We start from the raw sequence: 14,615 nt of genomic DNA on the forward strand, positions 1-14,615 counted from the left end.
CAAAGGACAGCTCTGATGCCGCGTTACATAGCTCCTGAAATCGAAGCACGATGGCAGAAGGCCTGGGACGAGGCCGGAATATTCCAGGCGAAGCGTACCGGCGGCAAGCCCAAGTATTATGTGCTGGAGATGTTCCCCTACCCGTCGGGCAAGCTGCACATGGGCCATGTGCGCAACTACACGATGGGCGACGTGATCGCGCGTTACAAGCTATCCACCGGCCATAACGTGCTGCACCCGATGGGGTTTGACGCCTTCGGCATGCCGGCAGAAAACGCCGCGATGGCCTCTGGCGGGCACCCCAAGGACTGGACCTATTCGAACATCGACACGATGGTCGAGCAGATGAAACCGCTGGGCCTTTCCCTGGACTGGTCCCGCATGTTCGCAACTTGCGATCCGGAGTATTACGGCCAGCAGCAGGCGCTGTTCCTCGACTTCCTGGAAAAGGGCCTTGTCTACCGCAAGAATGCGGTGGTGAACTGGGACCCCATCGACATGACCGTGCTTGCCAACGAGCAGGTCGAGAACGGCCGCGGTTGGCGGTCCGGCGCTCTGGTGGAGCGGCGCGAGCTCACCCAATGGTTCTTCAAGATTTCCGATTTCTCCGAAGAACTGCTGTCAGCGCTGGACAGCTTGGAGAACTGGCCCGCCAAGGTCCGTCTGATGCAGGAGAACTGGATCGGCAAGTCGCGCGGGTTGCAGTTCTCGTTTGAACGCACCGATGGCGCAGAACCGATTGAGGTTTACACCACCCGCCCCGACACGCTGAATGGTGCGTCTTTTGTTGGCATTTCTCCTGATCACCCGATTGCCAAGACGCTGGAGGCCGACTCGGACGAGGTTGCCGCGTTTGTCGCCGAGTGCCGCAAGGGCGGCACCACTGAGGAAGCTATCGAGACAGCCGAGAAACTGGGCTATGACACCGGCATCCGTGTGAAGCATCCGCTGAACCCGGAGTGGGAACTGCCCGTCTGGATCGCCAACTTCATCCTGATGGATTACGGCACCGGTGCGATCTTTGCCTGCCCGGCGCATGACCAGCGCGACCTGGATTTCTGCCGCAAGTATGATCTGCCGGTGGTGGACACCTTCTTTGCGCTGGACAACGGCACACCTGTCGAAAATGAGGCCTTTGTACCGGCGAAAACCGAAAAGGTGCGGTGGGTTGATCACTTTGCGGGTCTGACCGAGGCCACCGGCGAAGAGGCGATCAACGCCACTGTCGATTTCGCCGAAAAGGCCGGCTGGGGCCAGGGCGTCACCAAATACCGCCTGCGTGACTGGGGCCTGAGCCGCCAGCGCTATTGGGGCTGCCCGATTCCGGTAGTTCATTGCGAAGACTGCGGCGTGGTGCCGGAGAAGAAAGAAAACCTGCCGATCGCCCTGCCTTATGACGAAGACGGCAAGGCCATTGATTTCTCAGTGCCCGGCAACCCGCTGGACCGCCACCCGAGCTGGCGTAACTGTGAATGCCCGTCCTGCGGCAAGCCTGCGCAACGCGAAACAGACACAATGGACACTTTCGTCGATTCGTCCTGGTATTTCGCCCGCTTCACCGCTCCGCGCGCAGAAACCCCGACCGACATGGCCGAGGCCGAATACTGGATGAACGTCGACCAGTACATCGGCGGCATCGAGCACGCGATTCTGCACCTTCTCTACTCGCGCTTCTTTGCCCGCGCGATGCAGATCTGCGGCCACCTGCCGGAGAAATCCATCGAGCCGTTTGATGCGCTGTTTACGCAGGGCATGGTGACCCACGCAATTTACAAGACCACCGGTTCAAACCACCGCCCGGTCTACCACTACCCCGAGGAAGTGGAGCTGCGCGACGGCAAGGGCTTCCTAAAGGACGGCACAGAGGTAGAAATCATACCCTCCGCCAAGATGTCCAAGTCCAAGAACAACGTGGTGGACCCGCTGCACATCATCTCGTCCTTCGGTGCTGACACCGCGCGCTGGTTTGTACTGTCTGATTCCCCGCCCGAGCGTGACGTGGAATGGACCGCAGCAGGCGCTGAGGCGGCCTACAAGCACCTGAACCGGGTCTGGAACCTGTGCGACCGTATTGGGGAGATGGACCCGGAAGCGGCTGGTGAAGGCGACCAAGAATTGCTGCGCGAGATGCACAAGTGCATCCGGGACGTGACCCTGGGTGTTGATTCCTTCGGTTTCAACGCTGCAATTGCCAAGCTCTATGCCTTCACCAACACGCTCGCCAAATCCAAAGCCAGCGCCAAGATTCAAAAACAAGCGATCATGACGCTTGCGCAGCTGATGTCGCCAATGACCCCGCACCTGGCGGAGGACATTTGGAACCATCAGGGCGGCGAGGGCCTTTGCGCCACCGCGCCTTGGCCTGTTGCCGACGAATCGATGCTGGTCGAGAACACAGTCACCCTGCCGATCCAGATCAACGGCAAACGCCGCGGCGAAATCGAAGTCGCCAAGGATCTGGACAAAGCCGAGGTTGAAAAACTCGCACTGGCACACGAAGCTGTGCAGAAGGCGCTGAATGGCGCCGCGCCGAAAAAGGTAATCGTGGTGCCAGGCCGGATTGTGAATGTCGTTGCTTAACTGCAGAACCCTACTGCTGGCCCTGCCCCTGGTGGCAGCGGCCTGCGGCTTCACTCCGGTTTACGCCCCCGGCGGAACCGGGGCAGAACTGCATGACAATATCGAAGTGCAGGCACCGGAAGAAATCAAAGGCGCAAGCGGCTCTGATGCCTATTTTCTCGTGCAGAACCTGGAACAACGGCTTGGCCGCGGCAGTGGCGCCGCGTACAAGCTGGACCTGACACTCAGCACCCGGGAAGAGGGGCAAGCGATCACAGCGGACAATGAAATCACCCGGTATTCGGTGATCGGCACCGCAGCGTATTCTCTGACCCGTCTTTCGGATGGCAAGGTCACCTCCAGCGGCACAGTTCGGAACTTCACCGGTTACTCTGCTACCGGTTCCACCGTGGAAACACTGGCCGGGGAACGGGATGCGCATGAACGGCTTATGGCCGTACTGGCCGATCAGATCACCGCACAGATCCTGGCAACCGCGGATCTCTCCGCTGCGGCTGAATGAAGCTCTCACCACGCGAAGCGGACGGCTATTTCGCCAAGCCGGATCCGGGCAAGACCGGCATCCTGATCTATGGCGCCGACGCAATGCGCGTGTCCTTGAAGCGGCAGCAGGTGCTGGCGGCGTTGCTTGGCCCTGGCGCCGAGGAAGAAATGCGCCTGACCCGCCTGCCCGGCAGCGACCTGCGCAAAGATCCGGCGCAATTGCTGGACGCGGTCAAGGCGGTCGGGTTCTTTCCCGGTGTCCGTGCGGTGTTTGTCGAGGGCGCAAATGACACAGCCACCCCCGCAATCACTGCAGCGCTTGAAGAATGGCAGCTCGGCGACGCCCAGATCGTGGTTACGGCAGGCCAGCTGAAAGCGTCCTCCAAGCTGCGCAAGGCGTTTGAGGGCCACAGCAACGCCTATGCGGTTGGCATTTACGACGACCCGCCTTCGCGTGCCGAGATCGAACGCATTCTGGGCGAGGCTGGCATCCGCGACGTGCCCGGCGACAGCATGTCGGCGCTGACCGACATCGCCAATGACATCGGCCCCGGCGACTTTTCCCGCATGATCGAGAAGCTGGCGCTTTACAAGCACGGCGACAGCAGCCCGCTGTCACTGGACGACATCGGCGCCGTGGCCCCGCAATCAACCGAAGCTGCGCTGGATGACGTGCTCAATGTGGTGGCTGAGGGCCGCAGCCCCGAAATCGGACCGCTGATCCGCCGTCTGCAGGCGCAGGGCACCAACGCCGTAACCCTCTGCATTGGTGCCACCCGGCATTTCCGCACGCTTTACACCATTGCCTCGGCACCCGGCGGCCCGGCCCAGGGCATCGGCCAGCTGCGCCCGCCGCTTTATGGCAAACGCCGCGACCGGATGCTGCGGCAGGCGCAAAACTGGGGCGCAAACCGGTTGGAAACAGCGCTGACGATCATTACCGACACCGATCTGGCGCTGCGCTCTGCCGGGCAGACTGCCCCAGCGCTGGCATTGATGGAACGCGCCCTGATCCGGCTTGCCATGCTCAGCCGCGCCCGCTGAGCTGCCAACGCTCCGTCCTGCTTGATCCTCCCGCTGTTGCTGCCCATCTTGGACGGGAACCAACAGGAGAAGAATGATGTATACGGTCATTGGCACCCCTCTCACCCGCACTTTCCGGGTGCTGTGGGCGCTCGAGGAGCTTGGGCAGCCCTATCAGCTGAACCTGCATGGGCCCCGCAGCCCTGAAGTGCAGGCGCTGAATGTCTCGGGCAAGGTGCCAGTGCTTCAGGCTGAAGGTGAAGTTATCACCGATTCCACAGCCATTCTTACCTACTTGTCTGACAAACACGGCGCGCTGACGGCTCCTGCGGGAACGATTGCGCGCGCAAGACAGGACGCAATGACCCATCTCCTGCTGGACGAGATCGACGCCGTTCTTTGGGCCGCGGCCCGGCACAGCTTCATCCTGCCTGAGGAGCAGCGGGTGCCGGAAGTGAAAGGCAGCCTGAAGTGGGAATTCGCCCACAACCTGGCCCGTCTCGAAGACAAAATGGCCGGCCCCTTCCTGATGGGGGAAGAGTTCACCATCGCCGATATCATCTGCACCCATTGCCTGAACTGGGCGCGCAGCGCCAAGTTTCCGGTCGAGGGTGAAAAGCTGCAGGACTACGGCAAACGGATGCGGGAACGCCCTGCGTTTCAGCGGGTTGCGGCACTGGCCAAATAATCCGCAGCCCCCCGCCCCGCCCAGCGCCCAGTCGCCAGGCAGGCGGTCAGCAAATAACCGCCCGTCGGGGCTTCCCAATCAAGCATCTCCCCGGCGCAGAAAGTTCCGGGGATTTGTTTCAGCATCAGGTTGCCATCCACAGCATCGCGGCTAACGCCGCCCGCGGTCGAAATCGCCTCGTCCATCGGGCGCAAACCTGCGTGTTTCACCGGCAGCGCCTTGATCAGCCTTGCCAAGGTCTGCGCCTCCTGCGGCAGCGGGCGCCCGAATTCCTGCAGAAGCGCCACGGATGCCGGTGACAGCTTCAAGGCTTTGCGCAGGTGGTTGGAGAAACTCGCCTTACCGCGCGGGCGCGACAGGCGGCGGGCAACTTCCGCCTCTTCCAGATCCGGAAGCAGATCCATATGCAGCACCGCTCCCTCCCGCACTGCGGCACAGACGGAATAGATGCCGCCGCCCTCCAGCCCGCGCTGCGAAATTACCGCTTCACCGCGCGAAACCTGGCCACCCGCCCGCAGCGCAATCCCTTTGAGCGGCTGGCCGAATTGCGGTGCCATATGCCTGGACCATTCCACCAGCAGCCCGGCATTGGCAGGCTTGAATGGCGAAACTTCTACCGCTCGTTCCTGCAACAGCGGCCGCCACGCCCCGTCCGACCCCAGCCGCGCCCAGCTTGCGCCGCCGAGCGCCAGAATCGTGGCACCCGTCTCAATCCGCACCGAACCGCCCGGCGTTTCAAAGACTAAGGCCGCACCGTCCCAGCCGGCCCAGCGCCAGCGGGTGCGGATCTGCACGCCATACCAGTCCAAGCGCCCCAGCCAGGCCCGCAAAAGCGGCGATGCTTTCATCACCTTCGGGAACACCCGGCCGGTGGAGCCGGTGAACAGCGCGCTCCCCAGCTCCTGCGCCCAGGCCTGCACTGCCTGCGCATCAAAGGCCCGGATCATCGGCGCCAGCCAGTCCGCGGCCTCTCCATAAGATGCAATCAGCTGCTCGAAAGGCTCGTCCTTGGTCAAATTCAGACCGGATTTGCCCGCCATCAGGAACTTTCGGGCAGCTGACGGCTTGGCCTCAGCCACCAGCACCCGGTGCCCGGCGCTGCCCAGTTCTTCGGCAGCCATCAGCCCGGCTGGCCCGGCTCCGATCACCACAGCGTCCCACGCCTCTGTCATGCCATCCCCTTGCCAGCCCTTGCCGCCGACGTGTCTAGTGCCCGCACGAAACCAGCTGAGGCCTGTGCATGTCTGATCCGAACTGCCCGCTGTGCGGCCGCCCAATCCCAAAGGGCGCGCCGCAAAGCCTGCACCATCTGATCCCAAAACTGAAAGGAGGCAAGGGCGGACCAACCGTTCTGCTGCATGACATCTGCCACCGCGAGATTCACGCCACGCTGACCGAGGCGGAGCTGGCCCGCGACTTCAACACTCCGGAAGCGCTGCAGGCTCACCCCCGGCTGGCGAAATTCATCGCCTGGATCCGGAAACGCCCGCCCGAATTCCGCTCCCGCGTGCCCGGCAAACGGCGCAAGCGCTAACTGACTTCAACCCCCATGAAGGCCGGGCTGTCGCGAAACTGCGCCCCGGGAATGTGCTGGAACTCCAGCGTTGTATAGGAGCGCCGCCACAGCCATTCCCGGTTCGCCACGGACTGCAGATCCGGGTTTGGCGGCGTTTCTTCGGTAAAGGCAAGGAAATGCAAGTCAAATCCGAACTCCGCTACATCCTGAACTGACAAGAGTTTCATGTCGGCACGCAAGGCAAGCTCAGCCGCGATGTCTCCGGTCCGCAAAGTGATCTGCCCGACATGCGCACCGCCGCCCAGCGGAAGCGCCGGATCACCAGCACCGTCTGGCCGGTTGCCTTGGAAATCATGCTGCAGGAGTTCTACGGAGAATCCTTCGGGATCGTGCAGATGCGCCATATAGCCAATGTCGCGGAACTGATGCGGCGCTGACACCTCAATGCCCTTTTGCCGCAGGTGTTCACACGCAATGTCCAGATCGGGCAGGCAAATACCGATCTTCCAGTACCGTTCATCGCGCGTATGCGGAGCCCGTGTGCCGCCAGGCAGCAATACCAGATCCGCATCCTCACCCGCATACCCGGCCCGCCAGGTCTCACCTTCAACCCGCGCTTCCATGCCAAACACATCCGCATAAAATGCAGCCAACCGCTCAGGGTCTTCGACCTGCAGCTGAAGTCCGGACAGCCGCTTCACCGGCACATCCTAAGGATCCCGGCCGCAATTTCCGGTTTGGCCTCCAGCGAGTGTGCTAGCATGTCCTCCGCCGTATCCAGCAAGGCCTCAGGCTCCACAATCCGGTCTACGAGGCCGTAGTCGTATGCCTCCTGCGCGATGATCTTCTGCCCGGCCGCCAGGATCACCTTGGTCCGGGCAGGCCCGATCAGTGCTGCCATCCGGCCCGCGTCCGAAGGCTGTGGCAAATAGCCAAGCTTCATCACAGGGTAGAAGAATTTGGCCGACGGCACCGCAATGCGGATATCGCAAGCCAGCACCATGCCATTGGCGCCGCCCGCCAAGGTACCGTTCAGTGCAGCCACCTTGAGGCAGGGAACAGCAGCCATTGCCGCCGACAGCCGCTCCCATACCGGCGAGGTCGCCAGGCCCGCCCGCGCTTCGTCCAGGTCGGCCCCGGCGCTGAACACCTTGCCGGTTCCGGTCAGGATCAGCCCGCGGGCCTCCTGCGCGCGTTCGGCGATTTCCGCCAGTTCCGTCAGCATCGCTTCTGTCAGCGAATTCGCCTTGTCCGGCCGGTTGATGGTGACAGTCCACAGACCGTTTTCCGCGATCTCCAGCCCGATCATACCAGGCCCACCCGTTGGCGGATGCTGTCTTCTCGCAGAGAGACTTCCTGACCTATGCAGTCATCCGCATCCGGTCTGCACATCCACATTAGGGTCCGGGCCGGCCATTCAGCCGGAATATGATCCTCCCAGTCCAGCTCGCTCACCGGGTTGATGCCGCTGGCCTTGATCTCGCGCTGCATTTGGGTCGCGACTGTACCCGGCGACAGGCCCATGGCTCGGATGCCATTGCCGCGTTCTTCCAGGTCGAGCGCAGAGGTCAGCATCGCCGCGCCTGCCTTCGACGAACAATAGGCACTCCACCCCTCCAAAGGCCGGTGCGCGGCGCCCGAGCTGACGGTAATTATGGTCCCGCCGCCCGCCGGCTTCATCAGCGGCAGCGCGGCCCGCATCCCGTTGAACACACCTTTCAGATTAATGTCGATCAGCTTACCCCAATCTTCAGGCGAAGCGTCCTCCAGCCTTGCAATCGGTTCAATTACACCCGCGTTGTTGATCAGAACGTCCAGGCTGCCGAATTCCTGATTTGCCTTGCCCAATGCGGCCTCCACGGAAGCGTAATCAGAAACGTCGCATGCAAATGTCAGCACATTTTTGCCGATCTCATCCGCAAGGTCCTGCAGTGCGCCCGCACTCCTTGCCAGCAATGCCAGATTGGCGCCAGCAGCGGCAAAAACACGGGCCGCATCCGCCCCGATGCCGCGGCTGGCGCCTGTAATTGCAACTGTTTTTCCGTTGAATTCCATGCCCGCAACCTCCAAGTGACTGATAACCCAAGTGGTAAAGCGGTTAGGGGGAACGGTCCAGCCCAAGGCCCCCTTGACGGCACCGCCCGCCGGGCCGACGATGCGTTCAATTATCTCTCAGAGAAAGGTTCTCTAATGTCCGTAATTTTTGCGCGCGGCGGTGCCGCAGCGGCAATTTTGGTTGTTTCCGCTCAAGGCGCCCTCGCCGATCTGAGCGCCCAGGACGTCTGGGCCGACTGGAAGGCGTATCTGACCAGCACCGGATACACCGTATCCGGGACTGAGGCCGTTTCGGGCAGCACCCTGACCGTTTCCGATGTGTCGATGGCCATGCCGATCCCCGAAGAAGACGGCTCCGGCACCATCAGCTTCCCGGAAATCCAGTTCGTTGAGAACGGCGATGGCACCGTCAATGTCATGCTGCCTGCCGAGTTCCCGATGGGCTTTGAATTTTCCGGCGACGGCGAAACCTTTGCAGGCAAACTGATCTATGCGCACGACGGCTCGCCGATGAAAGTCGCAGGTGATGCAGAAAACATGAGCTATGACTACAGCTCCTCCACGGTGACCATGACGCTGGATGAACTGTCTGCGGACGGCGAGCCTGTGCCTGCAGAAGTGGCGAAAGTTCAGGTCGTAATGAACGACGTGACCACCAAAAGCACCATGAAGGTTGCAGAGGGGCGCAGCTACGACCAGACCATGACCGCCTCCAGCCTCAGCTATGACATGGGCTTCAACGATCCCGAGGGCGACGGCACAGGTGCGTTCAAAGGCGCCCTGCAAGGCCTGAGCTTCACCGGTACCGGCACCGTTCCAGACGGGCTGGAAAGCCCCGACATGGCCGCGCTGCTGGAAGCCGGCTTTGCCTTCGACGGCACCTTCACCTTCACCGGCGGCAATGGTTCCCTCTCTGGCGTGGACGGCAGCGAAAGCTTCGCCATGGAAAGCAATTCCCAAGGTGGTGCTTTCACCGTTTCGATGGACAAGCAGCACCTGACCTACGATGTGTCGCAGGTTGCAACCAACGTGAACATTTCCGGTTCCGAAATCCCGTTCCCGCTGGCGCTCAGCATGGCGGAGACCGGCTTCAAACTGATGATGCCGCTGGCCAAGTCCGAAGAAGAGCAAGACTTTGCCCTGGGTGTGACCCTGCGCGACTTTGCAGTTCCGGAAATGCTGTGGGGCATGGTCGACCCGACCGGCCAGCTGCCGCATGACCCGGCAACCGTCATTCTGGACCTGGCCGGCAAGGGCAAGGTGCTGTTTGACCTGTTCGATCCGGAAGCCATGGAAGCCGTGGAAAAAGGTGAGGAACAGCCGGGTGAGCTGAACGCGCTGACCGTGAAGCAACTGCAGGTCTCGGCGGCTGGCGCCGAGCTGACCGGCACCGGTGATTTCACCTTCAACAACGAAGACCTGACCAGCTTTGACGGCATGCCGGCACCGGCAGGTGAGGCCAACCTCAAACTGGTCGGCGCCAACACCCTGATTGACAAGCTGATTGGCATGGGCCTGATGTCCGACAGCGACGCTATGGGAGCGCGGATGATGATGGGCATGCTGGCAGTCCCTGGCGAAGGTGAGGACACCCTGACCTCCAAGATCGAAGTCACCGAAGACGGCCAGGTGCTCGCCAACGGCCAGCGCATCAAATAACCGTCAAATCCCGAACCGGATCTCGAAAGGGGCCGCCTGGCGCGGCCCCTTTTTTGCACCCCGCACTTGCGGCATGGCGCTGCACTGGATAGCTCTTTTAGAGAGCAGAACAGAAGGTGCCCATGACCCAGTCCCCCGAAGCGCTTTGCCACGCCCTGATCGACGCCGCCCGCAAGGCCGGCGCAGATGCCGCCGACGCCATGGCCGCTGAGGGCAGTTCTCTCAGCATCGAAGTCCGCGAGGGCAAGCTGGAACACGCGGAACGCTCCGAAGGCACCGATCTGGGCCTGCGGGTGTTTATAGGCAAGCGCCAGGCGCTGGTCTCCTCCTCCGACATGCGGCCCGAAACCATTGCAGCGATGGCCGAACGCGCCGTTGCAATGGCCAAGGAAGCACCGGAAGACCCTTATGCAGGCCTCGCTGACCCGTCTCAGCTTGCGAAGGATTGGAATTTGGCTGCGCTGGAGCTGGAAGACCCGAGCGGCGAGCCTGAGCCGGCAGCCCTGCAAGAGGACGCGCTTGCCGCCGAAGCCGCCTGTCAGGCGGTGGACGGCATCACTCAGGTGCAGTCCGCGGCCGCAGGATATGGCCGCCATGTGGTGCATCTGGCAGCCACCAATGGTTTCTCAGGAGGTTATCAGCGCACTGGCCGGTCCCTGTCCTGCACCGGAATCGCGGGCACCGGCACAGGAATGGAGCGGGACCACGACGGCGATTCCCGTACCTTCCAGTCTGATCTGCGCAGCGCTGAAGAGATTGGCCGCACTGCAGGTGAGCGCGCGGTCGCCCGGCTGGGCGCCCGCAAGCCCAAGACCGGCAGTTTCCCGGTCCTGTTCGACGAACGCATTTCCTCCTCTCTGATCGGCCACCTGATGTCGGCCGCCAATGGCGCCGCAATTGCCCGTGGCTCCTCCTGGCTGAAAGATTGCTTGGATCAGCAGGTTCTGCCAGAAACGCTCTCTGTCATCGAGGACCCGCACCGCCCGCGCATTTCCGGTTCCCGGCCGTTCGACGGCGAGGGGCTGGCGACCCGCAAACGCACCGTGGTGGACAACGGTGTGCTGACCGGCTGGACGCTGGACCTCGCCTCCGCCCGCAAGCTGGGGCTGGACAGCACCGGCAACGCCGCCCGCGGCATCGGCGGGGTGCCCTCCCCCTCGACCTGGAACATCGCGCTGACCCAGGGTGATGCCAGCCGTGAAGACCTGATCGCACAGATGGGTACCGGCCTGCTGGTCACTTCGATGATCGGCTCCACCATCAACCCGAACACCGGCGACTATTCCCGCGGCGCATCCGGTTTCTGGGTGGAAAACGGCGAGATTGCCTATCCGGTCAACGAATGCACTATCGCGGGCAGCCTGCACGATATGCTGCGCCGGATTATCCCGGCCAACGACGCGCGCACGCATTTGTCCACCGTGGTGCCGTCGCTTCTGGTCGAAGGAATGACCCTTGCCGGCAACTGACCTATCCCTGCTTGTAAAAGCGGCGGAACAGGCCGGAGACATTGCGTGCCGCTACACTGGTCCCGACGCCAAGCGCTGGGACAAACCTGGCGGTGCGGGTCCGGTGACCGAAGCCGACCTGGCCGTTAACACCATGCTCGAGGACATGTTGCAGCAAGCGCGGCCCGGCTACGGCTGGTTGTCGGAGGAGACCGAAGATAGCCCAGCCCGCCTGACTCGCGAGAAGGTTTTCATCATAGACCCGATCGACGGCACCCGCAGCTTTGCCGAAGGTTCCCGCACCTGGGCGCATTCCATCGCGGTTGCCGAAGCAGGCGAGGTCACGGCTGCGGTGATTTTTCTGCCGCAACGTGAGCTTATGTATACTGCCGCCAAGGGAAAGGGTGCAGCCTGCAACGGCAGCCTGATCGGGATCTCGGCTGCGGCAGAACTTGCAGATACTGAGGTTCTGGCCGCCAAGCCAAATCTGCAACCGCACCACTGGCAGGGCGGCACTCCGCCTGCATTCATCCGCAGTTACCGGCCCTCGCTGGCCTACCGGCTGGCCAAGGTGGCCGACGGCCGGTTCGGGGCCATGCTGACGCTGCGCCCCAGCTGGGAATGGGACATTGCCGCCGGCGATTTGCTGGTGCGCGAGGCAGGCGGCACCATCTCAGACAGGTCAGGCAAGCCCCTGCGCTTCAACAACCCGCATCCCCGCCTGAACGGCGTGGTTGCCGGAAATACGTCTCTGCACACGGCGCTTATCGCAGCCCTGGACCCGGCAGGCCCCGGCATCGCTGGACATTAAGCCTGCCCCGGCTTAAGCGGTCTCAGCTGTCCTGCAATGGCTGGACGTAAACTTTTCACAGACAAACCCGCATGTTGCAGCTACCTTTGGCCGGAAAAATCAAATCGAAACAGATGCAACGGCGAAGCACAAATTCCAGCCGCTCTGCGGTGCTGCAATCCCGTCCAAAGGGTGAAGTGCTCTGGGTGCACGCGACAACACCAGAGCGCTACCTCGCGCTCTGCGACATAGGCCGCCGTCTCAAAACCCTGCGCCCGGACCTCTCTGTGCTGGCCAGCTGGGAGCCTGATCTGAGACTGACCGGCACTGTCGGCTGCGACATTCCAGTTGGCCCGCTGGCGGAGGACACATTGGCAGAAGCCCGCGAATTCGTGGCGCACTGGCGGCCCGATGCCTGTATCTGGACAGGCCCGCCAGCCCGCCGGACCCTGCTGCGGCATCTGCGTGACCAGGGAACCGGTGTACTTCTGGCCGATCTTCTTGACGCTGAAATGCCTCACCGCACCAGCCGCTGGCTGCCGGATCAGCGCCGCAGGATGCTGGAAGGGCTGACATGTATCCTGACGCCATCCAAAACTGTGCGGGACCGGCTCATCAGGCTGGGCTTTCCGGCGGAACGGCTGGAAGTGGCTGGCAAGCTGCGTGTATCGGCCATTCCGCCCGGGTGCAACGACGACGAACTGGCCGCCATGCAGCAGACCCTGGGCAGCCGCCCGGTCTGGCTTGCGGCCCACGTCAAACTGAATGAACTGTCCCGCGTTCTGGACGCTCACCGCAATGCCCTGCGTCTGCTGCACCGCTTGCTGCTGGTCGTTGCGCTGGACGATATTGCGGATCTGGAGGCGGCCCGCGGCCTGCTGCAGAAAAGCGGATTGTCCTTTGCCGACTGGGAAAACGGCGGAGAGCCTGAAGACTTCAACCAGGTTCTGCTCACCAGTGGCGAGGACATCGGCCTCTGGTACCGGTTGTCACCGGTCGCCCTGCTCGCAAACAGTCTCGATCCGGCTGCCCAGGGTCAATCCCCCCTGGATGCCGCGGCTCTGGGCTCTGCGCTGCTGCATGGCCCCGGCATCCACGCGCACCGTGAACTTTATGACAGGCTGACCAAGGCCGGTGCCGCGGTTCAGGTGCAGACCCACAACGAGATGTCAGACACCGTTGTTGCCTTATCAGCTCCAGACAGAGCCGCCGAAATGGCCCTGGCCGGCTGGCAAAGCGTCACCGAAAGCGCCGCAACCACTGACACACTACTGGAAAAGATCCAGACCCTTCTTGACCAGCGCGAGGACACTAATGCGGGCACCTGATTTCTGGCACAAGCTGCCGGGGGAGTTTGACTTGCGGTCCGCCCTGCTGGCACCATTAGGCTGGGCCTATGCCCGTGCAACGGCCTCCCGTCTGTCCAAGGGTAATCCGGTTGCACCCGGTGTGCCGGTTATCTGCGTGGGCAATCTGAATGCCGGCGGCACTGGCAAAACGCCAACCGTGATCTGGCTGCTGGAAGCCCTGCGCAGCCTTGGCCATGATCCGCATGTGGTCACCCGCGGTTATGGCGGAACGCTGGAGGGGCCGGTGCATGTGATGCCCGGCAAGCACAAGGCAGCGCAAACGGGAGATGAGCCGCTGCTTCTGGCAGCCTTTGGCGAGGTCTGGGTCGCCAAGGACCGCGCCGCGGGCGCCCGCGCTGCAGCCAGCGCCGGGGCGACGGTCATTGTACTGGACGATGGCTTTCAGAACCCTGCGGTCGCCAAGGACCTGTCACTTGTTGTGGTCGACGCCCAGCACGGTTTCGGCAACGGCCGCTGCCTGCCGGCCGGCCCGCTGCGCGAACCGGTTGCCATAGGGCTGAAACGCGCCGGCGCGGTGCTGTCGCTGGGGCCGGAGCCCGCCCAAAAAGCATTCACGGACGTTTGGGGCAGCCATCTGCAGGGGCTGCCGCATTTCACCGGCGCGCTGGAACCGTTGCAGACCGGGATGCCCTGGAACGGCACCCGCGTGCTGGCCTTTGCCGGCATTGGCCATCCGCAGAAGTTCTTCAGCACCCTGCGCAGCCTTGGTGCCGAAATAGCCCGGTCTGAGGCATTGGACGATCATCAGCCGCTGACCCCGGCGCTGCTGAACCGGCTGGACAATGAATCAAAGCTTCTGAACGCCCAGTTGGTCACAACGGAAAAAGACGCCGTCCGTCTGCCGGACAGTTTCCGATCCAGGGTGATCACTCTGCCTGTCCGCCTGCAGATCGCCCGTGACGAAAGCCTGAAAGACATGCTGAAAGCAGCTGCTCCTGCGCCTTGACCGCCGAAAAGACAGCAATTGCTCAAACAAAAAGCCCAGGCACATGGCCCGGGCTTT

Annotated in this window: 14 protein-coding genes; 10 read left to right on the plus strand and 4 right to left on the minus strand. The window is 62.5% G+C overall.

The features are described 5' to 3' along the window. Positions 1 to 15 precede the first annotated feature (15 nt). From leuS to RA24_RS13550, 4 genes are all read left to right on the plus strand, one after another. A complete protein-coding gene (gene leuS, locus RA24_RS13535) occupies positions 16 to 2,580 on the plus strand; it encodes a leucine--tRNA ligase (protein ID WP_039192157.1) in 2,565 nt (854 codons plus the stop codon). Then, a complete protein-coding gene (gene lptE, locus RA24_RS13540) occupies positions 2,567 to 3,082 on the plus strand; it encodes an LPS assembly lipoprotein LptE (protein ID WP_039147444.1) in 516 nt (171 codons plus the stop codon). Before leuS ends, lptE begins: the two co-directional genes overlap by 14 nt. After that, positions 3,079 to 4,107 carry a DNA polymerase III subunit delta gene (gene holA, locus RA24_RS13545; RefSeq protein ID WP_039147446.1) on the plus strand — a complete coding sequence of 343 codons (1,029 nt, stop codon included), beginning with the start codon at positions 3,079 to 3,081 and terminating at the stop codon, positions 4,105 to 4,107. The genes lptE and holA overlap by 4 nt, the downstream gene beginning before the upstream one ends. Before the next feature lie 76 nt (positions 4,108 to 4,183). Next, a complete protein-coding gene (locus RA24_RS13550) occupies positions 4,184 to 4,774 on the plus strand; it encodes a glutathione S-transferase family protein (protein ID WP_039147799.1) in 591 nt (196 codons plus the stop codon). Here the strand turns inward: RA24_RS13550 and RA24_RS13555 are convergent. After that, positions 4,747 to 5,946, minus strand: a complete 1,200-nt coding sequence (locus RA24_RS13555; RefSeq protein WP_039192161.1) for a TIGR03862 family flavoprotein — start codon at positions 5,944 to 5,946, stop codon at positions 4,747 to 4,749. The two genes, RA24_RS13550 and RA24_RS13555, sit on opposite strands and share 28 nt — an antisense overlap. 68 nt (positions 5,947 to 6,014) lie before the next feature. Here RA24_RS13555 and RA24_RS13560 point away from each other — a divergent pair, with 68 nt between their 5' ends. Continuing rightward, positions 6,015 to 6,308: an HNH endonuclease gene (locus tag RA24_RS13560; protein ID WP_019297614.1), complete on the plus strand. Its 294-nt coding sequence runs from the start codon at positions 6,015 to 6,017 to the stop codon at positions 6,306 to 6,308. On the opposite strand, the gene RA24_RS13565 is transcribed toward RA24_RS13560, so the two are convergent. Genes RA24_RS13565 through RA24_RS13575 form a run of 3 tightly spaced genes read right to left on the minus strand, consistent with a single transcriptional unit; the run spans position 6,305 to position 8,345 of the window. Next, positions 6,305 to 6,991, minus strand: coding sequence for a VOC family protein (locus RA24_RS13565; RefSeq protein ID WP_039147802.1), 687 nt, complete (start codon positions 6,989 to 6,991; stop codon positions 6,305 to 6,307). The genes RA24_RS13560 and RA24_RS13565 overlap by 4 nt on opposite strands. After that, the gene (locus tag RA24_RS13570) at positions 6,988 to 7,599 is read right to left on the minus strand and encodes an enoyl-CoA hydratase/isomerase family protein (protein ID WP_039171830.1); all 612 of its coding nucleotides are present in this window, start codon (positions 7,597 to 7,599) and stop codon (positions 6,988 to 6,990) included. The genes RA24_RS13565 and RA24_RS13570 overlap by 4 nt, the downstream gene beginning before the upstream one ends. Next, positions 7,596 to 8,345, minus strand: coding sequence for an SDR family oxidoreductase (locus tag RA24_RS13575; protein ID WP_039147803.1), 750 nt, complete (start codon positions 8,343 to 8,345; stop codon positions 7,596 to 7,598). Before RA24_RS13575 ends, RA24_RS13570 begins: the two co-directional genes overlap by 4 nt. Positions 8,346 to 8,480: 135 nt before the next feature. Here RA24_RS13575 and RA24_RS13580 point away from each other — a divergent pair, with 135 nt between their 5' ends. The 5 genes from RA24_RS13580 (at position 8,481) to lpxK (ending at position 14,558) form a co-directional block, all read left to right on the plus strand. After that, positions 8,481 to 10,004 carry a DUF2125 domain-containing protein gene (locus tag RA24_RS13580; RefSeq protein ID WP_039147449.1) on the plus strand — a complete coding sequence of 508 codons (1,524 nt, stop codon included), beginning with the start codon at positions 8,481 to 8,483 and terminating at the stop codon, positions 10,002 to 10,004. 122 nt (positions 10,005 to 10,126) lie between these two features. Next, entirely contained in the window at positions 10,127 to 11,473 is a 1,347-nt protein-coding gene (locus RA24_RS13585; RefSeq protein WP_039147451.1) for a TldD/PmbA family protein, read from the plus strand. After that, positions 11,460 to 12,263 carry an inositol monophosphatase family protein gene (locus RA24_RS13590; RefSeq protein ID WP_039192164.1) on the plus strand — a complete coding sequence of 268 codons (804 nt, stop codon included), beginning with the start codon at positions 11,460 to 11,462 and terminating at the stop codon, positions 12,261 to 12,263. Before RA24_RS13585 ends, RA24_RS13590 begins: the two co-directional genes overlap by 14 nt. A 113-nt stretch (positions 12,264 to 12,376) precedes the next feature. Then, positions 12,377 to 13,570 carry a 3-deoxy-D-manno-octulosonic acid transferase gene (locus RA24_RS13595; protein ID WP_039192167.1) on the plus strand — a complete coding sequence of 398 codons (1,194 nt, stop codon included), beginning with the start codon at positions 12,377 to 12,379 and terminating at the stop codon, positions 13,568 to 13,570. Further along, a complete protein-coding gene (gene lpxK, locus RA24_RS13600; RefSeq protein WP_039171838.1) occupies positions 13,557 to 14,558 on the plus strand; it encodes a tetraacyldisaccharide 4'-kinase in 1,002 nt (333 codons plus the stop codon). Before RA24_RS13595 ends, lpxK begins: the two co-directional genes overlap by 14 nt. Positions 14,559 to 14,615 lie beyond the last annotated feature (57 nt).

This window comes from Leisingera sp. ANG-M6, from assembly GCF_000813905.1.
Taxonomy (GTDB): Bacteria; Pseudomonadota; Alphaproteobacteria; order Rhodobacterales; family Rhodobacteraceae; genus Leisingera.

What these genes read in the sequence shown, in the direction of transcription:
- RA24_RS13570 (WP_039171830.1), bottom strand. Translation starts at nt 7,599, where the DNA reads ATGATCGGGCTGGAGATCGCGGAAAACGGTCTGTGGACTGTCACCATC.
- RA24_RS13580 (WP_039147449.1), top strand. Translation starts at nt 8,481, where the DNA reads ATGTCCGTAATTTTTGCGCGCGGCGGTGCCGCAGCGGCAATTTTGGTT.
- RA24_RS13575 (WP_039147803.1), bottom strand. Translation starts at nt 8,345, where the DNA reads ATGGAATTCAACGGAAAAACAGTTGCAATTACAGGCGCCAGCCGCGGC.
- RA24_RS13550 (WP_039147799.1), top strand. Translation starts at nt 4,184, where the DNA reads ATGTATACGGTCATTGGCACCCCTCTCACCCGCACTTTCCGGGTGCTG.
- RA24_RS13585 (WP_039147451.1), top strand. Translation starts at nt 10,127, where the DNA reads ATGACCCAGTCCCCCGAAGCGCTTTGCCACGCCCTGATCGACGCCGCC.
- holA (WP_039147446.1), top strand. Translation starts at nt 3,079, where the DNA reads ATGAAGCTCTCACCACGCGAAGCGGACGGCTATTTCGCCAAGCCGGAT.
- RA24_RS13555 (WP_039192161.1), bottom strand. Translation starts at nt 5,946, where the DNA reads ATGACAGAGGCGTGGGACGCTGTGGTGATCGGAGCCGGGCCAGCCGGG.
- RA24_RS13595 (WP_039192167.1), top strand. Translation starts at nt 12,377, where the DNA reads ATGCAACGGCGAAGCACAAATTCCAGCCGCTCTGCGGTGCTGCAATCC.
- lptE (WP_039147444.1), top strand. Translation starts at nt 2,567, where the DNA reads ATGTCGTTGCTTAACTGCAGAACCCTACTGCTGGCCCTGCCCCTGGTG.
- leuS (WP_039192157.1), top strand. Translation starts at nt 16, where the DNA reads ATGCCGCGTTACATAGCTCCTGAAATCGAAGCACGATGGCAGAAGGCC.
- RA24_RS13560 (WP_019297614.1), top strand. Translation starts at nt 6,015, where the DNA reads ATGTCTGATCCGAACTGCCCGCTGTGCGGCCGCCCAATCCCAAAGGGC.
- lpxK (WP_039171838.1), top strand. Translation starts at nt 13,557, where the DNA reads ATGCGGGCACCTGATTTCTGGCACAAGCTGCCGGGGGAGTTTGACTTG.